The sequence below is a fragment of the Microlunatus flavus genome (genome assembly GCF_900110855.1).
GTDB lineage: Bacteria > Actinomycetota > Actinomycetes > Propionibacteriales > Propionibacteriaceae > Microlunatus > Microlunatus flavus.
This window is the reverse complement of record NZ_FOFA01000009.1, coordinates 217894-235317: the sequence shown is the minus strand read 5'-3', so window position 1 is coordinate 235317 and position 17424 is coordinate 217894. Positions and strand designations below refer to the sequence as shown.

Below are 17424 nucleotides of genomic sequence, written 5' to 3'. Positions count from 1 at the left end.
GGTGAGGAACCTGCGGCGCTCGCTCGCGCGGCGGTGGAGCCCGCCTGCGCCGCGGACCGGGACGGCGACGGCTGGGTCAGTCGCAAGGTCGGCCCGAACGGCGTCGTCTGCGTGGCCTGGCAGCAAGTCAGCGTCGGCAAGCACCGCGCCGGCTCGCGATGCGACGTCCTCGTCACCGACCAGGTCCTGCAGTTCTGGATCGGCTCCGAGCTGCTCAAGACCGTGACCCGGACCAGCAGCGGGGAGGTGAGGAAGAAGCACGCCGCCGGCAGCCGCCCGCGGCCTAGAGTCTGATTCAGAGTGTCAAGGATCAACCGGTACTCAACCGTCAAGCCTCAAGCGGAACCAGACAGGCCCACCGGTGTCCGGTCGCGGGTCGTGCCTCAGGGGCTCGTGGCCAGGCGGAACACGGGCCACCCGATCTCGGTGCGCCAGGCGGCGCTGTCGTCGGTGTCCTGCGGGGTCACGAGGTAGCGCTCCCGGACCGGCCCGGCCACGGTCAGCGCGTTCCGGACGACCCAGGAGCCGAGCTCGCCGTACGTCACCTCGATGCCGTCGTGCTCGCCGGCGTGGGTGGTCACGACGAGCTCGGCGGCGGGCAGCGTCACGGGGTGGACGCGCCCGCGGGTGGGTGGCTCCGCGGAGGGCCGGTAGAGCAGCACCCGTCCCCGGCCGTGCTCGAAGAGCGCGTTGTCGAACAGCCCGCCGGCCGGTCCGGCGTGGGCCGCCGCGCCGAGCGCCGCGTCGAGCTCGGCCATCGCCCCGGCGTACCAGGCCACGACGTCGTCCTCGTCCACCTCGTCCTCGACCGCGGCCACCGTGACCGCCGGCTCCGCGCGCAGCTCGACCTGCAGCGGCGCCGGCTCCGGAGCGAGCAGGCGGCGCAGCGAGACGACCGCGGCGCGGGTCCGGGCCAGCTCGGACTCCAGGCGGCCGAGGTGCTCGGCGACCAGGGCGGCGCGCCGGCCCGGGTCGGGCGACCGCAGGATGCGCCGGACGTCGGGGAGCGGCACGTCCAGCTCGCGGAGCCGGTGGATCACCTGGGCGGTCGGAATCTGGTCGACGGCGTAGTAGCGGTAGCCGCTCGAGGCGTCCACCAGCTCCGGCTCGAGCAGGCCCGCCTCGTGGTAGCGCCGCAGCGTCCGCACGCTCAGGTGCGTCAGGCGCGAGAACTCGCCGATCGCCAGCATGGCTGCAGTCTGGACTCTCCCCCGGGGGGAGACTCCAGCGCTTGACCCTCCCGCGCCGCGAGGACCCAGCCTCGAGGGCATGGAGACCATCACATTCGACCAGCTGCCCGCCACGATCCGCGCCTTCAACGCGGCCCACGAGGCGCGCGACGCCGACGCCGCGCTCGCCCTGATGACGCCCGCCGCGGTGATCACCGACGAGGGGAACACCTACAGCGGCGAGGACGTCCTGCGGCGCTTCATCGCCGAGGCCGGGACCGAGTTCACCTACACCGACGACGTCACCGGCGCTGCCCGCGACGGGGAGGTCTGGGTGGTCGGCCACCACCTCGAGGGGAACTTCCCGGGCGGGACGGCTGACCTGAGCTACCGCTTCGCCCTGGACGGCGACCGCATCGCGCGCCTCGACATCGGCTGACGGTCGACTGGGTAGCGAGGAGAAGACATGGCACAGGCAGACCGGGACCGTCTCGACGGGCGCAGGGCGCTGGTCACCGGAGGGTCGAAGGGGTCCGGCAGGGCCGTGGTCGCGCGGCTGCGGGCGATGGGTGCCGACGTCTGGACGACCGCGCGCACGATGCCCGACGCGTACGACCGGCCCGACCGCTTCGTCGCGGCGGACACGGTGACGGCCGAGGGTGCGAAGGACGTTGCCGCTCGCATCGCGGAGGGAGGCCCGCTCGACATCCTGGTCCACGTGGTCGGCGGGTCGTCGACGCCGCCGGGCGGGTTCGCGGTGATCACCGAGGAGCAGTGGCTCGCCGAGCTGAACCTGAACTTCCTCGGGGCGGTCCGGCTCGACCGGGCGCTCCTCCCGGCCATGCTCGAGGCGAGATCGGGGGTCGTGCTGCACTTCGGGTCGATCCAGCGCGAGTTGCCGCTGCACGACGCGACGCTGCCGTACGCGTCGGCGAAAGCCGCGCTGCGCACGTACAGCAAGGGCCTGGCCAACGAGCTCGCACCCCGCGGGGTGCGGGTCAACACCATCAGCCCCGGCGGGATCCGGACGGAGGCGTTCGAGACCTTCGTCGACACCCTCACCGACGGCAGCGGGAGGACGCGCGAGGAGGCCCGGCAGAGCATCGTCGACGCGCTCGGCGGGATCCCGCTCGGCCGGTTCGCGAGCACGGAGGAGATCGCGGACCTGGTCGGGTTCCTCGTCTCCGACCGCGCCTCTGCCGTCGTGGGCGCGGAGTACGTGATCGACGGCGGGACCGTGCCGACGGTCTGAGCCGGCGGCCGGCCGGGACGGGCGCGTGGACGTCCGCGATGAGTTCCGGGTCGGCCCGAGGTCAGGGCTGCATGGTCGATCCGGCAGCGCGCGAGGTCACGGCACGTCCGACGCCGACGGGAGCGGGCCCGTCGGCCGAGCGGCGGCGGCCGCTGCGGTTCGGCGCGGTCGCCCCGGTCGTCGACGACCTGGCGTCGTGGCACGACCAGCTGCGGCGGCTGGCCGACACCGGCTACTCGACGGTGCTCATGCCGGACGTCCCGGGCTGGCAGCCCGCGCCGGGTCCGACCCTCGCCGTCGCCGCGACGCTGACCGGTCTGCGCGTGGGCACCTGGGTGTACGCGGCGCCCGTGCGGCCGGCCTGGATCACCGCGTGGGAGGCGCACTCGCTCTCGGTGCTGACGGGAGGTCGCTTCGAGATGGGGATCGGCACCGGCCGTCCCGGCATCGCGGACCTGCTGCGCGAGCTCGACCTGCCCGACGTCCCGGTCAGCCGCCGTGCCGAGCAGGTGCGCGAGGTGATCATCGCGCTGCGCGACCTCGACGGCCCGGACCTGCACACCCCGGTGGCCATGGCCGTGGGCGGCCCGAAGGCCCGGGCGCTCGCGGCCGAGCACGCCGACATCGTGAACTTCGTGATGCCGCAGACCGAGACCCGGGCTGACACGGCCCGGCGGGTGACCGGCTTCGGCAACCCGCGCGGCGCCGAGCTCGCCCTGCACGTGCCGGTGATCGGCGACGCGGTGGCCCCCTTCATGGCGGGGCCGGACGTCGACACCGCGGCCGTGCGTGCAGCAGACTCGCTCGCCTACCTCCCCGCCGACCCGGCCGCCGCGGCGGAGGAGATCCGGCGGCGGCGCGACGAGCTCGGCTTCTCCTACGTGGTCGTCGGGGCTGGTGCGGCCGAGACGCTGGCGCCGGCCGTCGCCGAGCTCGCCGGGACGTAGGCCGCTCAGGAGGTGGGCAGGAGGTGGACGTGGCCGTCGTGCACCTCGTCGTCGGCCTGCCCGGGGCCGGCAAGACGACCAGGGCCAAGGAGCTCGAGGCCCGTCTGCGCGCGCTGCGGCTCACGCCGGACGAGTGGCAGCTGGGCCTGTTCCCCGAGGACGGCCCGACCGGATGGCGCTCGCCGGAACGGGCGGTCCACCGCGACCGGATCGAGGGCCTGCTGATCGACGTCGGGCTGCGGGCCGCGGAGCGGGGGCTCGACGTCGTCCTCGACTTCGGCCTGTGGAGCCGCGACGAACGCTCGGCCCTGCGCCGGCTCGCTGAGTCGGTGGGCGCCCGGGCCGAGGTCGTCTACCTGCCCGTCGGCCTGGCGGAGCAGCAGCGCCGGGTGGCCGCGCGGTACGCCGCCGACCCCGCGCAGTTCCTGCTGACGGCCGAGGAGCTCGAGGGCTGGCACGCCGTGTTCGAGGAGCCCGACGCCGACGAGCTCGGCGGTGGTCCGGTTCCGCCCGCGCCGCCCGGGAGCACCTGGCAGGGGTGGGCCGCCGCCCGCTGGCCGTCGTTGCCCGCGCGGTACGGCTCCTCCGCCTGAGACGGTCGTTCTAGGAGTTGGAGCAGTAGCGCACCTTCGACGAGGTCGACACGTACGAGGCCCGGACCCAGCTCCCGGTGCTGGTCAGGTACCACTGCTGGCCCGAGTCGGTGAAGCACTGCACCCGGAACCCCGCGCCCTTCGCGTACGTGCCGGCCTTCGCGTCCGTGGTCGTCGGGCCGACCCGCCGGTTGAGGGCGGAGGTCGCCTTCGCGGCGTAGGTGCCGTCGCTCGGGTCGCACGGCTGGACGGCCGCGCCCGTGACGCTGACGTAGCGGGCCGACACCCAGTTCGCGTCGCCCTCGCCGGAGACGAGGTACCAGCGCGGGTTCCCGCCGACCACCGTGCCCGGCACCTGGCAGTCGAGCGAGACCTCGGAGGAGTTCGGGAACGTGTAGTTCGCGGGCGCGTGGGTGCTGGGGCGGAGGTGGCCGATCAGCCCGCCCTGCGCGGCGACCACCCCGCGGGTGCTCGTGCCGGCGCTGGCCGGGAGGACGGGTGCGGCGAGGGTCGCGGCGGCGGTGGCGAGGGCCAGGACAGCGGCGGTGCTGGTGCGGTGCATGTCGGGGGAGAGGGTCGGAGACCGGCCCTGATACGCCCGTCCGGTCCCGTTCCCGTGGCTCTGCGCGCGCTGGACCGCTGCGCGTCGGCCGACGGCCGGTCCACCTCGGCCAGGAAGGGCAGGACCAGGTCGGCCAGCCGCTCGGGAGCCTCGAGGGCGACGTGGTGACCGACGCCGTCGAGCACGGCGGTGGTCACCCGGTCGGACACGGCCTGCATCGTCGTCGCCGTACGCGGCGCGCCCATCGCGTCCACGGCCAGCACCGGCGCCCGGAAGGTGCCGCCGGTGACCAGCGCCTGGATCTGCTCGCCCTCGGTGAGCGCCGAGGAGTAGAGCCCGTAGGTGCCGTGCCAGGCGTCCGGCGCCGAGTAGGCGCGCACGAGCTCGTCGAGGTCCTCCGGGGTCACGGCACCGGGAACCGCCGTCATCCGCGGGAACCACACCTCCTCGAGGTAGCGGCGCTCGCGACCGCCGAAGACGAAGTCCGCTGCACCCCGGCTGGCAAGGACACCGATGTGCCACACCCCGCCGTGCCCGACGTCGGCCAGCGCCTCGAAGCCGAAGCCCGGAAGGGTCGTCTCGACGGCGACGAGGCTCCTGACGTCGTCGGGGTGGGTGGCCGCGAGCCGGAAGACGGTGCCGCCGGCGATGTCCTGCCCGAGCAGGTGGACCGGGCCGAGGCCCAGCGCGGCGACCAGGGCGTGCAGGTCCTCGGCGACGGCGGCGCTCGTGAGGTCGCCGGGTCCGCGCCCCGAGTCGCCGAACCCGGGCAGGTCGACCGCGACCACCCGGTGCGACGGGGCGAGCCACGGGATCAGGCGGTGGAAGACCCACCACGTCTCCGGGAACCCGTGGACGAGCAGCACGGGCGAGCCCGAGCCGCCAGCGCTGACGTGGTGGAGCGCACGGCCGCGCACCTCGGTGGACCCGTGCTCGACGCCGGGGATGGTGGCGGGGTGGGTCGGCGCTGATCGAGGCACGGGAGCTCCTGACGTCGGATCGATGGACAACATGGTTGTCAGTCTTGAAGAAGGACAACGTGGTTGTCAAGACTGTCCGAGACCCCGTACGGTCGCCTCCGTGGACACGATCTCCGGCGCGGCCCTGGCGCTGCTGCTGCTGGAGGGGTTCGAGGCGATGACGGCGCAGGCGGTCGCCGAGCTCGAGCGGAGGGGCCACCCGGGGGTGACGACGACGCACCACTTCGCGCTGATGGCGATCGATGAGGGGGCGGGCGACGCGTCCGCGCTGGGGCGCCGCCTGGGGGTGTCCAAGCAGGCGGCCGCCAAGACGATCGGCGCGCTCGAGCAGCTGGGCTACGTGGAGCGGGTCAGCGACCCGGCCGACGCCCGGCGTCGGCCCCTGCGGGTGACGCCCCGGGGCTACGAGATGAGCGCGATCGGGGGAACGGCCTTCACCGCCCTGCGCGACCGGTTGGAGCAGGAGCTCGGGGCGGAGGCGATGGCGACGTTCGAGGCCGCGCTGCTGCGGGTGCCGAACCTGCGGCTCGGTGGCGTCACGCGCAGCTGCGGCGACGCAGGGGCGGTGCTGGTCAGTCGATCCTGAGGTCGAACGCGTCGCCGATGGCCATGGCGAGCTCGGCCTCCTGGTCGTCGAAGAGCAGGCCGATGGTCTCGCCCACCGCGTCCGCAGGGATGGTGGTGATGTTGTCGCAGCTCACGACGCTGTCGTGGTCGAGCCCGTTGCGAGGACCGACCTGAACCTCGCTGGCGATCCCACGGATCGTGCTGGTGATCGGGGCCACCGTCACCCAGCGGAGCAGGTGCAGCTTCGACGACCTGGTCAGGACGAGCGCCGGTCGCCGCTGGTCGAGCTGGACGACCACGATGCTGCGCACGGTGGCGCGCTGGTCCGGGTTCAGTCCAGCTCGGGGTGCGCGGCGGACCTGAGCAGCGGTTCGAGATCGGGGTACAGGGGCTCACCCCGTCGGGCGAGCTCGAGCATGACGGACTCCTCCGCGGCGTAGCGCTGCTCGCGCTGGAGCCGGGCGATCGTGCGCCGCACCGCGTCCGACCGGTTCTGCGCTCGCCCGGCGGCGACCTCGGCGTCGAGGGCCGCCAGCTCCGCGTCCTCCAGCCGTACGGCGATCTGCGTGGTCACGGCTCAAGCGTAGGCGGCGCCGTCAACCAATTGGTATGCGGACGGCGTCCCGCCTGGCGCTGCCGGTAGGCGCGGGTCTTGTGGCGGTTGCCGCACACCTCCATCGAGCACCAGCGGCCGCCGCCGCTGCGCGAGGTGTCGTAGAAGGCCCAGTGGCAGTCGTCGGAGGCGCAGAGCTTCAGCCGCTTCCACCGTCCGTCGGCGACGGCGGCAGCCACCGTCTCCACGAGCGCGTCGAGTCCGGACGAGCCGGTCGCCGCCTGCAGGCGCAGCCCGCGCTCAAGGTCGGACGCGAGCCGGACGGGGAAGCCTGCGAGCGCATCCGCGGCCGCACCTTCGCTCAGCAGCGCGGCGCGCAGCCCGGCGCGGAGTGCGCGTGCCTGCTCCAGGTCAGCCGGTCCGGCGGTGGCGGGCAGGTCGTGCTCGCCGAACCAGGACGCGAGGGCTTCCGCCGACGTCAGCGTGTCGTCGGCACGGTGCAGGGAGCCGAGCCGGAGGAACGTCCGCTCGTCGAGCGTGTTCACGAACTGCTCGACCACCACCAGTCCGACGTCTCCCGCACTCACGACACCACCATAGCGCGATGCCGGTGTTGACGAACGTCGACACCGGCTTTACGTTGTGCTGGTGTCGAACTCAACGCCGTCATCGCCGTCACCTGCGGTACGCCCGCTCGCGCTGCACGTGCCCGACGAGGCCCTGACCGACCTGCGCGACCGCCTCCGCCGGACCCGCTGGCCGGAGCGCGAGACCGTGTCGACCGACGACCGGGCCGACTGGTCGCAGGGGCCGCCGCTCGCCTACGTCCGAGCTCTGGTCGAGGCCTGGGAGGCGTACGACTGGCGCCGCGTCGAGGCCCGGCTGAACGCTCACGGGCAGGCGACGACGCAGATCGACGGCGCCGAGATCCACTTCCTGCACGTCCGCTCGCCGCGGCCGGACGCCCGGCCGCTGGTCATCACGCACGGCTGGCCGAGCTCGGTCCTCGAGCCGCTCGAGGTCATGGACGCGCTCGCGGACCCGGGCGACCCGGCGCAGCCCGCGTTCCACGTCGTGGCGCCGTCGCTGCCGGGCTTCGGGTTCGGCGGCCGGCCCTCGTCGACGGGCTGGAGCGCGGAGCGCACGGCCGACGCCTGGGCGGAGCTCATGACGCGGCTGGGCTACGACCGCTTCTACGCCGCAGGCGGCGACTGGGGCGCCCGCGTGACCGCCGGCCTCGCGATCCGGCACACCGCACGGGTGGCTGGGGTGCACAGCTTCACCCCGTACGTGCAGGCGCCGGACGACCCGGAGGCGTACGGCCCGCTCAACGATCAGGAGCGGGGCTGGCTGCGGGACCGCCAGGACTTCATGGACCACGGCCGGGGCTACTCGATCGAGCAGTCGACGCGTCCGCAGACGGTCGGCTACGCGCTGACCGACTCGCCCGTCGGGCAGCTGACCTGGGTGCTCGACAAGCTCTGGGCGTGGACCGACCACGAGGGCGACCCGGCCGAGGCCATCGACGTCCAGCGGATGCTCGACACCGTGAGCCTCTACTGGCTCTCGGCGACGGCCGCCTCGTCGGCCCGTTTCTACTGGGAGAACACCCCGCCGAACGAGGCCGGCGAGATCCCCGTGCCGAGCGCGGTGACGATCTTCCCCGCCGACATGGAGAAGCTGCCGCGTCCCTGGGTCGAGCACCGCTACACCGACCTGCGGTCGTTCCGGGTGGCCGGCCACGGCGGGCACTTCCCGATGCTCGAGGTGCCGGAGTCCTACGTCGACGAGCTGCGGGTCGGCCTGGGCGCGTTGCCGTGGTGAGCGCCGGCCCCAGTCGTGTGCCGGGAGCCCCGCCGGCTCTCCCCGGGGTCAGCCCTGCCGCGACGGCTTGCCGGTCACGACCGTGAGGTGCACGACGAAGCGGTAGACGGTTCCGTCGTTCAGCGTCGTGACGGCCTCGACGGTGTGCGTCCCGCGCTTCAGGCCCTTGACCTGGGCCATCCAGGCGGCCGCGACGTACGTGGCCGGCCCGGGCTTCGCCCCGAACACGGCGTCCTCGGGAAGAACCACGTGGCGCTGCGACGACACCTCGAAGAAGCGCGGGCGGTGGATGTCGGTGGCCGGTCCGCCGTCGACGCTGACGTCGATCGAGCGGACGTCCGCGAGGTCGTTCAGCACGCTCACCACGCAGCGACGCTGCTCCTGCGCGGTGCCGCCGTAGAAGGGCGGCTCCTCCGCCGAGCTGCAGTCCGCGTTGGCCATCACCAGGACGACCGGCCGTCCGACGTGCACCGTGCACGACATCTCGATCAGCCCGTCCGGGCCCTGCACCCCGCCGACGGGGGACAGCACCCGGTCGTGCCGGCCGACGTCCAGGCAGAGGTTCGCCGCACCGGCGAACGGGCTCTGGGACGCCGGCAGCGACAGGCTCTCGAAGAACCAGTCGCCGACGATGCGACCACCGCTGCTCCCCGCGACGTGGTCCGCGGGGACCACCCGGGCGTGGTGCGACCGGCGTGCCGAGTCGTCGGCGGTGGCGGTCGGTGCGAGCAGCGTCGCGAGGGCGACGGCGGCGACCAGCACGCGGAGGATCCTGCTCATGGTCCTGCTCCTCGGTCTCGGCGGACGGGCGTCAGCGGCGTCGGCGTACGGGTCGGATTCAGGCGGTGAGGGGACGCTAGACCGGTCCGTGCACCCCCGGGCAGCACGCGAACCCGTACTGGCGGGCGGGGGGCTCCCACCCCGCCGGGGCGAGGGCCAGGCAGGGTAGGCGCATGACCACCTGGCTGATCACCGGCTGCTCCACCGGCCTCGGGCGCGCGTTCGCCCAGGCCGTCCTCGACCGCGGGCAGAACGTCGTCGTCACGGCGCGCGACGTCGCCTCCGTGCAGGACCTCGCCGACGCCCACCCGGACACCGGGCTGGCGGTGGCCCTCGACGTCACCGACGACGCCCAGGTGGCCGCGGCCGTGCAGGCCGCGGAGGAGAGGTTCAGCGGGGTGGACGTGCTCGTGAACAACGCCGGCTACGGCTACCGGGCCGCGCTGGAGGAGGGCGTCGACTCCGACGTCCGGCGGCTGTTCGAGACGCACGTGTTCGGCACCGTCCGGACGACCAAGGCCGTGCTGCCCGCGATGCGCGCGCGGCGCTCGGGCACGATCGTCAACCTCTCCTCGATCGGTGCGCGGGTCGCGCCGGAGGGTTCGGGCTACTACGCGGCCGTGAAGTCGGCGGTGGAGTCGCTCACGCTGGCGCTGCGCAAGGAGGTGGCCCCGCTCGGGATCACCGCCATGGTGGTCGAGCCGGGCGGGTTCCGCACCGACTTCGCCGGGCGCTCGCTGACCCAGTCGGCCGAGCCGATCGCCGACTACGCCGACACGGCGGGCAAGCGCCGCAAGGAGAACGACACCGTCCACGGGACGCAGCCGGGCGACCCGGCCAAGGCCGCCGCCGCGCTGATCGAGGCGGTCGAGTCGGACGCGCCGCCGTACATGCTGCTGCTCGGCAACGACGCGTCGGACTCGTTCCGCACGGCGCTGCACACCCTGCTCGACGAGGTGGACGCGTGGGAGACGCTGAGCCGGAGCACCGACTTCGACGACTGAGCCGGCGCGGTCAGCCCCCGCCTCAGAGGGTGCCCTCCTCGAACACGAGCATCTCGGTCCCCTTGGGCGCGTAGTTCGCGAGGTCGGCCGCGGCCGCCTGGCCCTCGGGCGACCCGAGGCCCTGCTGCAGCTCGGCCATCGAGGCGAACGTGTACGCGCTGGCCTGGTGGTAGGTCGACGGCCCGCCCGGCGCGCCGATCGGCCCCAGGTTCCGCGTGATCGCCTGCAGCCCCGCGACGGCGCGGACGAGGGGCAGGTGGTGCTCGACGTAGTAGGCGTCGAACGCCGCGGCGTCGGGCGGGGCGGGGTAGAGCACGAGCAGCTTGGCGGTCATCGGGGTTCCTCCTCGTGGGGATCCCTCATCGTCCCGCCGCGGCCCCGTCGGGGCCAGCCCCCTGCGAGGGCGACGGCTGGTCGCGAGCGACGGCACCGTCACTCCCGCCGGAACCTGACCGCCAGCACGACCCACACCGCGCACATCCCCGCGAACACCACGGCGAGAGAGCCGGTGATGATCACCGCGAGCCAGACGCCGGCGACCGAGTCGATCCGGGCGTCGGCGGGTCGGGCCGGCCGGTAGCGGACGTCGACCACGTCACCCTCGGCGTACGACGGCGGGCTGCTCGCCGTGCCGGAGACGAAGTCGACGTCGCGCCCGTCGGCCGTGGTGAAGAAGATCCGCGGGGCGTACGCGATGGTGCAGACCCGGCGGTCCTCGTCGTCCTGGTCGTCCTCGCAGCTCTGGCGGGCGACCAGCTCGACGACCTGGCCCGTGGCGACGACGCTGTCGGCGAGGAACGCCCGGGTGCGGACCACGTTCACGACGCAGATGATCGTCAGCACCACGGCGAGGCCTCCGAGCGCGACCGCGACGAGGCGGAACGCGCGCCCGAAGGACATGGCGCCGGACGCTAGCAGCGACGCGGCTCCCGCACAGCCCTCAGAGGCCGACCAGCTCCGCGCTGCGGTCCCACAGGCCGCGCGCCAGGTCCGCGTCGCGGGCCTGCGGGTTGCTCTTGGCGACCTTGTTGCGCTCGAAGTACTGCCCCGTCGGCCAGGCGCGTCCGGGCTCCTGCGTCGCGAGCCAGACCAGCCCCTTCGCCCCGCGCTCCGGGCTGATCGTGAACAGGTTCTTGATCACCGGCGTGTGGTAGACGAAGCGCATCGGGTGGGTGGTGTCGCTGGCGAAGCTCGTGCCGACGATCCCGGGGTGGAACGCCGCGGCGGCGATGCCGTCGGCGCGGTGGCGGCGGTCGAGCTCACGGGTGAAGAGGATGTTCTCGAGCTTGCCGTTCCCGTACGCGCGGTCGGGGCTGTAGCCGCGCTCGAGCTGCAGGTCGTCGAGGTCGACGTGGCCGAAGAGCCGCGCGGCGATGCTCGCGGTCTGCACGACCGTCGCGTCGCTGCTGACCAGGGTCGGCATGAGCAGGTTCGTCAGCAGGAACGGCGCCAGGTGGTTGACCTGGAAGGTCCGCTCGAAGCCGTCGACGGTGAGCGCGCGGTGCCCCATGATCCCGCCGGCGTTGTTCGCCAGGACGTCGATGCGCGGGTGGTTCGCGCGCAGGTCGTCGGCCAGCCGGCGCACGTCGGCCAGGTCGGAGAAGTCGCTCGTGTACGCGGTCGCGCCCAGCTCGCCCGCGACGGCTGCGGTCTTGGCCTCTGAGCGGCCGACGAGGACCACCTCGTGCCCCTCCGCGTGGAGGCGCCGGGCCGCGGCGGCCCCGATGCCGTCGCTCGCGCCGGTGATGACGATGGTCGTGCGGTCCATGCGGCGGAGCCTCCGGGGTTCGGTCGAACGTCCCGCACAGGGTGCCGGAAGCCACCAACTCCCTCGCGGCTGTGCGCCAGTCCCCGGTTTCGTGCGGGAGCCGGCTTCTTCGACGCCCAGCTGGGGGCTAGGCAGCGTCCATAGGCTGTCCGCATGGACCCCACCGGGGCTGGCCGGCAGCGCGGGTTCCGCGCGCCCGGGGCCGGTGGCCCGGAGGGTCCCGACACGATCGACACCCGCCCGTCCGGCGAGCCGGACCCGAGCCCCACGACGGGCACGGGCGAGGGTCCGGGCCGCGGACGTACGGCGTCCTGGCGCTGGCTCGTCGCGGCGGGCGCCGTGCTCGTCGTGGCCATGGCCGTCATCGGGACCCTCGCCTTCCGCCTCGGGTCGACCTCCGCCGCCCTCGACGCGCAGAGCCCCTCGCCGTCGCCCACGCCGAGGCCGAGCGCGACGCCGCTGCCGACGACCGACCTCTACCGCCAGGTGGTGCCGTCCGTCGTGCTGATCACCACCGCCAAGGGCGCGCTCGGCACCGGGACGGTCGTCACGGACAAGGGCCTGGTCCTCACCGCGAACCACGTCGTCGCCGACGGCGGGGCCGTGACGGTCGTGTTCGCCGACGGAACGCGGAGCCCGGCCAAGGTGGCGTCCACCAACCCGAAGAACGACACCGCGACGCTGACGCCGCAGAAGCTGCCCGAGGTCGTCGTGCCCGTCGCCCTCGGCGGCGGGACCGCGGTCGGGACCGACGTCGTCGCCATCGGCAACCCGCTGGGCCTGCAGGACAGCACGACCACCGGCGTCGTCTCCGGCCTCGGCCGCACGAGCCGGACCGAGACCGGGACGGTCAAGGGCCTGATCCAGTTCGACGCGGCGGTCAACCCGGGCAGCTCGGGCGGTCCGCTGCTCGACCGGCAGGGCCTGCTCGTCGGGGTGGTCATCTCGATCGCCGACCCGGGCAAGGACGAGGCGTGGGCCGGGATCGGCTTCGCAGTGCCGATCGGCAGCGCGCTCGGCGGTGGTGGGGACGGCCCCGGACCAGGAGGAGGACCGCAGATATGACGCAGGCACCCGACCCGCACGCGTGGTCGCGCGCGAGCGTGGAGCAGCAGCGCCAGCAGCAGGAGGAGGCCCGTCCACCCGCCGCGGGCAGCGCGAACCCGCTCGAGCAGGTCCTCTTCGAGGTCAAGCGCACGATCGTCGGGCAGGACGTGCTGCTGGAGCGGATGGCGGTCGCGATGCTCGCCGGCGGCCACCTGCTCGTCGAGGGCGTGCCGGGCCTCGCCAAGACGCTGGCGGTGAAGTCGCTGGCCGGCGCGATCGGCGGGGCCTTCCAGCGCATCCAGTTCACCCCGGACCTCGTGCCCGCCGACCTCGTCGGGACCCGCGTCTACCACCAGCGGACCGGCGAGTTCGAGACGACGCTCGGCCCCGTCTTCGCGAACCTGCTGCTCGCCGACGAGATCAACCGCGCCCCGGCCAAGGTGCAGAGCGCGCTGCTCGAGGTCATGCAGGAGCGCCAGGTGACCATCGGGCGCGAGACGCACCGCGTGCCGGAACCGTTCCTGGTCATGGCGACGCAGAACCCGATCGAGTCCGACGGCACGTATCCGCTGCCCGAGGCGCAGGTCGACCGCTTCATGATGAAGGTCCTCGTCGGCTACCCGTCCTCGCCCGAGGAGCACGCCATCGTCGAACGGGCCCTGCAGCCCGCGCCGGCGCCGCAGGTGATGCTGCAGCCGGCCGACCTGGTCGCCATGCGCGAGCAGGTCGAGCGCGTCTACGTCGACCCGGCGATCGTCGACTACGCCGTACGCCTCGTGGCCGCGACCCGCTCGCCCGCTTCGGTCGGGCAGGGCGACCTGGAGCGCTACGTCACGTACGGCGCCAGCCCGCGGGCCAGCATCGCCCTGGTGCTCGGTGCCCGGGCCCTCGCGTTCCTGCGTGGGCGCGACTACGTGCTCCCGCACGACGTCGACGAGATCGGCCTCGACGTGCTGCGCCACCGCGTCGTGCTGTCGTACGAGGCGCTGGCCGACGGCCTCGACGCCGACACCGTCCTGGTCCGGGTGCTGCGCGCGGTCGCGGCCCCGGACGTGGTCCTCCAGGGCTGAGCGGAGGAGACCGTGACCGTCACCCCGGAGACCCTCGGGACCGCGCCCGCGCGGCCCACGGCTCCGGACGCGCTCCTGCACCGGCTGGAGTGGACGGTGCTGCGCCAGCTCGACGGCCGCCTGCAGGGCGCCTACCGCAGCCCGCGGCGCGGCAGCGGGATGGACCTCGCCGGGCTGCGCGCGTACGCCGAGGGCGACGACGCCCGCCACATCGACTGGAACGTCACCGCCCGGCTCGATGAGCCGCAGGTGCGCGAGTTCAGCGAGGACCGCGAGCTCACCGCGTGGCTCGTGCTGGACCGTTCCGCCTCGATGGGGGTGGGCGGCGCCCGCTCGGGCGAGGGTGCCGCGCGCGGCAAGGCCGACGTGCTCACCGAGCTGGCCCTGGTCCTCGCCCGGCTCCTCGGGCGCAGCGGCAACCGGGTCGGCGCGGTCCTGTACGGGTCGGGCGCCCCGCGCGTGGTGCCGCCGGGCAGCGGCCGCAACCAGGCGCTGCGCATCGCCCGCGAGCTCGGGCGCGACGACGTCTCCGCTGCGGCACCGGTCCCACCGCCGGCCCGCGGGTCGAGGTGGCGCCCCCGGCGCTCGCGGGCGCGTACGCCGGCAGCCGGCAGCACGACCGACCTCGCCGCGATGCTCGGCACCGTGGCCGGTCTGGCCCGGCGCAACCTCGTGGTCGTGGTCTCCGACTTCATCGGCACGGGCGACTGGCAGCGGCCGCTGGTCCGGCTGGCCCACCGCAACGAGGTGGTCGCGCTGCGGGTCGTCGACGCCGCCGACGAGGCGCTGCCCGACGTCGGACTCGTCGTCGTGGAGGACGCGGAGACCGGCGAGCAGCTGCTCCTCGACTCGGGCGACCCGTGGTTCCGGGCGCGGTTCGACGACGGGGTGGCCCGCCGCGACGACGACCTGCGGACCGGGATGCGGCAGGCGGGCGTCCCGCTGCACCGCGTCGACACCGCCGCGGACTTGGTGACCACGCTCGTCGAGGTCGTGGGACGCACCCGGCAGCCCGTCCGGGGCGGCGCCTCGTGAACGCGTCGGCCGGTCCGGGGCTGACCCTGGCGCACCCGGTGCTCCTCGTGGTCGGCCTCCTGGTGACGGCTGCGCTCGTCCTCGGCGCGCTGCGGCTGACCCGCAGCCGTTCCGCGGCGCTGGCGGCGGCCGGGGTCGCCGCACCGGGTGGACGAGGGCTCCCGCTCGGGCGCTGGCTGACGCTCGGCGGGGTCCTCCTCCTGGCGCTCGCGTGGGCGGGCCCGGCGGCGGCGCTGCCCGTCGGCCGCAGCGCGGGCACGGTGATCCTGGCCATGGACGTCTCGGGAAGCATGGGGGCCACCGACGTCGCGCCGTCCCGGCTCGCGGCAGCCCAGCGCGCGGCGACCGCGTTCATCGACGCGCAGCCCGAGAACGTCGACATCGGCGTGGTCGGCTTCGACCAGGGCGCGCTGACGACGTCCCTGCCGACCGCGGACCGCGACGTCTCGCGGGCGGCCGTCGCCAGCCTGCGCCTGTCCGGCGGCACGTCGCTCGCCTCGGCGATCCTCGGCTCGCTCAGCGCCGTCACCGGCAAGACGGTGACGCTCGGGCGCGACGGTTCCCGGCCCGACATCGGCCGCTGGACCTCGGCGACGATCGTGCTCTTCTCCGACGGCGGCGGCGGGCAGGCGGCCGGCGGGGCCGACGACGCGGACGCCGCCGCCGCGCTGGCGCAGGACGCCGGCGTGCACCTCGAGACCGTCGGCGTGGGCACGGCGGCCGGCGCGGACGTGAAGGTGGACGGCTACGCCCTGCACACCGCGCTCGACGCGGACCGGCTGACCGCCCTCGCGCAGACGACCGGCGGCGCGTACCACCCCGCCTCCGACGCCGCCGAGCTCGACGGCGTCGCCTCCGGCATCGACCTGCGCCTCACCGTCTCCCGCCAGGACGTCCCGCTGGCCGGCGGCGTGGTGGCCGCCGCGCTGGCCCTCCTGGTCGCGGGCGCCGCCCTCACCACCCTGCGCACCGGGAGGCTGGTGTGACCCTCACCTGGCCCTGGGCCCTCCTCACGCTGCTGGCGGTGCCGCTCCTGCTGGCGCTCGCCTGGCTCGTCCGGCGCCGACGCCGGCAGGCCGCCGTCCGGGTCACCTCGATCGCGCTCGTCCGCGAGGCCCTGCCCACGCGTACGCGCCGGGTGCGGCTGCTTCCCGGCCTGCTGCTCCTGCTCGGGCTCGTGCTGCTCGGCGTCGGCGCCGCCCGGCCGCAGGCGCGCGTACCGGTCGCCTCGGACTCGACGACGATCATGCTCGCGATGGACGTGTCGGGGTCGATGTGCTCGACCGACGTCGACCCGAACCGCATCACCGTCGCCCAGCAGGCGGCGATCAAGTTCATCGAGGCGGAGGGCGGCGACGTCCGGATCGGCCTGGTGGCCTTCGCCGGGGTCGCCGGCGTGCAGGTGCCGCCGACGACCGACACCGACGCGCTCGTCACCGCCATCAACGGCCTCTCGACCGCGCGCGGGACCGCGATCGGCTCGGCGATCCTGACGTCGGTCGACGGCATCGCGACCGTCGACCCGACGGTGGCGCCGAGCGGGGTGGACGCGGAGACGGCGCAGCGCGACGGCTTCGCCCCCGACGTGATCGTGGTGCTCACCGACGGCGCCAACACGCAGGGCCCCGAGCCGTCCGTCGCCGCGGAGACCGCCGCGGTCCGCGGCCTGCGGGTCTTCACGATCGGCTTCGGCACGACCACCCCGAGCCGGATGGCGTGCACCGGGCAGCAGGCCGGGGGCTGGGCGGGCGGCGGCGGGTACGGCGGCGTCGGTGGCGGGGGCGGACGGTTCGGGGGGCGCAGCCCGCTGGTCATCGACGAGGACGCGCTGAAGGGCGTGGCCAAGACGACCGGCGGGCAGTACTACCGCGCCGAGAACGCCGACCAGCTCGCCGACGCGCTCGGCGACCTCCCGAGCCACGTCACCGTCGCCCGCAAGAACGTCGACGTCGCGTCCTGGTTCGCCGGGGCCGGCGGCCTGCTCGTCGTCGCCGCGCTGTCCCTCTCGCTGTGGTGGTCGCGCGTCCGTACGGTGCGCTGACCCCGCCCGCCGGCTCCGCCTCGCACGGCCCCCGCTTCGCACGGCGCGGGTCTGGTCACCGGTTTCTCACGTTCACGTGAAAGTCCACGGTGCACGCACGGAACTGGTGCTTCCCGCAGCAGATCTGCTGGGTGGAGCATCGGTTTCTCACGTGAATGTGAAGAACCTGGGACTCGACCTGCCGCGAGGAGCGGGAACCCGACCCGCCGATGAGCGGGGGAGCGCGGCAGGG

22 protein-coding genes and 1 pseudogene are annotated in these 17424 nt (G+C 74.3%); 13 read left to right on the top strand and 10 right to left on the bottom strand.

The genetic code is table 11. The features are described 5' to 3' along the window. Window positions 1-294: pseudogene (locus BMY04_RS22920) on the top strand (hypothetical protein); the annotation flags it as partial. Window positions 295-383: 89 nt separating this feature from the next. Here the strand turns inward: BMY04_RS22920 and BMY04_RS19005 are convergent. Next, window positions 384-1190, bottom strand: a complete 807-nt coding sequence (locus BMY04_RS19005) for a MerR family transcriptional regulator (RefSeq protein WP_091185036.1) — start codon at window positions 1188-1190, stop codon at window positions 384-386. Between the two features lie 79 nt (window positions 1191-1269). Between BMY04_RS19005 and BMY04_RS19000 the strand changes: the two genes are divergently transcribed. From BMY04_RS19000 to BMY04_RS18985, 4 genes are all read left to right on the top strand, one after another. After that, window positions 1270-1608 (top strand): nuclear transport factor 2 family protein, encoded by a 339-nt coding sequence (locus BMY04_RS19000; protein WP_091185033.1) that lies wholly within the window; start codon window positions 1270-1272, stop codon window positions 1606-1608. Between the two features lie 27 nt (window positions 1609-1635). Continuing rightward, window positions 1636-2421, top strand: a complete 786-nt coding sequence (locus BMY04_RS18995) for an SDR family oxidoreductase (RefSeq protein WP_091185030.1) — start codon at window positions 1636-1638, stop codon at window positions 2419-2421. Window positions 2422-2492: 71 nt separating this feature from the next. Then, window positions 2493-3368, top strand: a complete 876-nt coding sequence (locus BMY04_RS18990) for an LLM class flavin-dependent oxidoreductase (protein WP_139209995.1) — start codon at window positions 2493-2495, stop codon at window positions 3366-3368. 29 nt (window positions 3369-3397) lie between these two features. After that, a complete protein-coding gene (locus BMY04_RS18985; RefSeq protein ID WP_091185179.1) occupies window positions 3398-3961 on the top strand; it encodes an ATP-binding protein in 564 nt (187 codons plus the stop codon). A 10-nt stretch (window positions 3962-3971) separates the two neighbouring features. On the opposite strand, the gene BMY04_RS18980 is transcribed toward BMY04_RS18985, so the two are convergent. Both BMY04_RS18980 and BMY04_RS18975 read right to left on the bottom strand, forming a co-directional pair. Next, window positions 3972-4421 (bottom strand): SH3 domain-containing protein, encoded by a 450-nt coding sequence (locus BMY04_RS18980; RefSeq protein ID WP_139209994.1) that lies wholly within the window; start codon window positions 4419-4421, stop codon window positions 3972-3974. Then, window positions 4397-5503, bottom strand: a complete 1107-nt coding sequence (locus tag BMY04_RS18975; RefSeq protein ID WP_232506502.1) for an alpha/beta fold hydrolase — start codon at window positions 5501-5503, stop codon at window positions 4397-4399. Before BMY04_RS18975 ends, BMY04_RS18980 begins: the two co-directional genes overlap by 25 nt. A 100-nt stretch (window positions 5504-5603) precedes the next feature. Between BMY04_RS18975 and BMY04_RS18970 the strand changes: the two genes are divergently transcribed. After that, the gene (locus BMY04_RS18970; RefSeq protein ID WP_198410267.1) at window positions 5604-6089 is read left to right on the top strand and encodes a MarR family winged helix-turn-helix transcriptional regulator; all 486 of its coding nucleotides are present in this window, start codon (window positions 5604-5606) and stop codon (window positions 6087-6089) included. Here BMY04_RS18970 and BMY04_RS18965 read toward each other — a convergent pair. From BMY04_RS18965 to BMY04_RS18955, 3 genes are read right to left on the bottom strand one after another with little or no spacing between them, the layout of a single operon-like run. Further along, the gene (locus BMY04_RS18965) at window positions 6076-6381 is read right to left on the bottom strand and encodes a type II toxin-antitoxin system PemK/MazF family toxin (protein WP_091185024.1); all 306 of its coding nucleotides are present in this window, start codon (window positions 6379-6381) and stop codon (window positions 6076-6078) included. The genes BMY04_RS18970 and BMY04_RS18965 overlap by 14 nt on opposite strands. Before the next feature lie 20 nt (window positions 6382-6401). After that, on the bottom strand, window positions 6402-6644 hold the full coding sequence (locus BMY04_RS18960) for a ribbon-helix-helix domain-containing protein (protein WP_091185021.1): 243 nt from the start codon (window positions 6642-6644) through the stop codon (window positions 6402-6404). Continuing rightward, window positions 6641-7210: a CGNR zinc finger domain-containing protein gene (locus BMY04_RS18955; RefSeq protein ID WP_198410266.1), complete on the bottom strand. Its 570-nt coding sequence runs from the start codon at window positions 7208-7210 to the stop codon at window positions 6641-6643. The genes BMY04_RS18960 and BMY04_RS18955 overlap by 4 nt, the downstream gene beginning before the upstream one ends. A gap of 61 nt (window positions 7211-7271) precedes the next feature. Between BMY04_RS18955 and BMY04_RS18950 the strand changes: the two genes are divergently transcribed. Further along, window positions 7272-8447, top strand: a complete 1176-nt coding sequence (locus tag BMY04_RS18950; RefSeq protein WP_091185171.1) for an epoxide hydrolase family protein — start codon at window positions 7272-7274, stop codon at window positions 8445-8447. Between the two features lie 48 nt (window positions 8448-8495). Here the strand turns inward: BMY04_RS18950 and BMY04_RS18945 are convergent, their stop codons facing one another. Then, window positions 8496-9227, bottom strand: coding sequence for a hypothetical protein (locus BMY04_RS18945; protein ID WP_091185018.1), 732 nt, complete (start codon window positions 9225-9227; stop codon window positions 8496-8498). 173 nt (window positions 9228-9400) lie between these two features. Between BMY04_RS18945 and BMY04_RS18940 the strand changes: the two genes are divergently transcribed. Beyond that, a complete protein-coding gene (locus BMY04_RS18940) occupies window positions 9401-10231 on the top strand; it encodes an oxidoreductase (RefSeq protein WP_091185015.1) in 831 nt (276 codons plus the stop codon). A 22-nt stretch (window positions 10232-10253) separates the two neighbouring features. Here the strand turns inward: BMY04_RS18940 and BMY04_RS18935 are convergent, their stop codons facing one another. From BMY04_RS18935 to BMY04_RS18925, 3 genes are all read right to left on the bottom strand, one after another. Then, window positions 10254-10565, bottom strand: coding sequence for an EthD family reductase (locus BMY04_RS18935; RefSeq protein WP_091185012.1), 312 nt, complete (start codon window positions 10563-10565; stop codon window positions 10254-10256). A 98-nt stretch (window positions 10566-10663) separates the two neighbouring features. After that, window positions 10664-11131 carry a DUF3592 domain-containing protein gene (locus tag BMY04_RS18930; RefSeq protein WP_091185009.1) on the bottom strand — a complete coding sequence of 156 codons (468 nt, stop codon included), beginning with the start codon at window positions 11129-11131 and terminating at the stop codon, window positions 10664-10666. Window positions 11132-11171: 40 nt separating this feature from the next. After that, window positions 11172-11999, bottom strand: coding sequence for an SDR family NAD(P)-dependent oxidoreductase (locus BMY04_RS18925; RefSeq protein WP_091185005.1), 828 nt, complete (start codon window positions 11997-11999; stop codon window positions 11172-11174). Window positions 12000-12152: 153 nt separating this feature from the next. On the opposite strand from BMY04_RS18925, the gene BMY04_RS18920 reads away from it, so the two are divergent. From BMY04_RS18920 to BMY04_RS18900, 5 genes are read left to right on the top strand one after another with little or no spacing between them, the layout of a single operon-like run. Continuing rightward, on the top strand, window positions 12153-13064 hold the full coding sequence (locus BMY04_RS18920; RefSeq protein ID WP_198410265.1) for a S1C family serine protease: 912 nt from the start codon (window positions 12153-12155) through the stop codon (window positions 13062-13064). Then, entirely contained in the window at window positions 13061-14116 is a 1056-nt protein-coding gene (locus BMY04_RS18915) for an AAA family ATPase (RefSeq protein ID WP_091185002.1), read from the top strand. The genes BMY04_RS18920 and BMY04_RS18915 overlap by 4 nt, the downstream gene beginning before the upstream one ends. 12 nt (window positions 14117-14128) lie before the next feature. Beyond that, window positions 14129-15151 carry a DUF58 domain-containing protein gene (locus BMY04_RS18910; protein ID WP_091185000.1) on the top strand — a complete coding sequence of 341 codons (1023 nt, stop codon included), beginning with the start codon at window positions 14129-14131 and terminating at the stop codon, window positions 15149-15151. Further along, a complete protein-coding gene (locus BMY04_RS18905; RefSeq protein ID WP_232506501.1) occupies window positions 15148-16137 on the top strand; it encodes a VWA domain-containing protein in 990 nt (329 codons plus the stop codon). The genes BMY04_RS18910 and BMY04_RS18905 overlap by 4 nt, the downstream gene beginning before the upstream one ends. After that, window positions 16134-17192, top strand: a complete 1059-nt coding sequence (locus BMY04_RS18900; RefSeq protein WP_091184998.1) for a vWA domain-containing protein — start codon at window positions 16134-16136, stop codon at window positions 17190-17192. Before BMY04_RS18905 ends, BMY04_RS18900 begins: the two co-directional genes overlap by 4 nt. Window positions 17193-17424: the final 232 nt, after the last annotated feature.

Bases quoted from the DNA above. Each gene is read 5' to 3' on its own strand.
- BMY04_RS18925 (WP_091185005.1), bottom strand. From the start codon at position 11,999: ATGGACCGCACGACCATCGTCATCACCGGCGCGAGCGACGGCATCGGG.
- BMY04_RS18990 (WP_139209995.1), top strand. From the start codon at position 2,493: ATGGTCGATCCGGCAGCGCGCGAGGTCACGGCACGTCCGACGCCGACG.
- BMY04_RS18995 (WP_091185030.1), top strand. From the start codon at position 1,636: ATGGCACAGGCAGACCGGGACCGTCTCGACGGGCGCAGGGCGCTGGTC.
- BMY04_RS19000 (WP_091185033.1), top strand. From the start codon at position 1,270: ATGGAGACCATCACATTCGACCAGCTGCCCGCCACGATCCGCGCCTTC.
- BMY04_RS19005 (WP_091185036.1), bottom strand. From the start codon at position 1,190: ATGCTGGCGATCGGCGAGTTCTCGCGCCTGACGCACCTGAGCGTGCGG.
- BMY04_RS18935 (WP_091185012.1), bottom strand. From the start codon at position 10,565: ATGACCGCCAAGCTGCTCGTGCTCTACCCCGCCCCGCCCGACGCCGCG.
- BMY04_RS18920 (WP_198410265.1), top strand. From the start codon at position 12,153: ATGGACCCCACCGGGGCTGGCCGGCAGCGCGGGTTCCGCGCGCCCGGG.
- BMY04_RS18930 (WP_091185009.1), bottom strand. From the start codon at position 11,131: ATGTCCTTCGGGCGCGCGTTCCGCCTCGTCGCGGTCGCGCTCGGAGGC.
- BMY04_RS18915 (WP_091185002.1), top strand. From the start codon at position 13,061: ATGACGCAGGCACCCGACCCGCACGCGTGGTCGCGCGCGAGCGTGGAG.
- BMY04_RS18940 (WP_091185015.1), top strand. From the start codon at position 9,401: ATGACCACCTGGCTGATCACCGGCTGCTCCACCGGCCTCGGGCGCGCG.
- BMY04_RS18945 (WP_091185018.1), bottom strand. From the start codon at position 9,227: ATGAGCAGGATCCTCCGCGTGCTGGTCGCCGCCGTCGCCCTCGCGACG.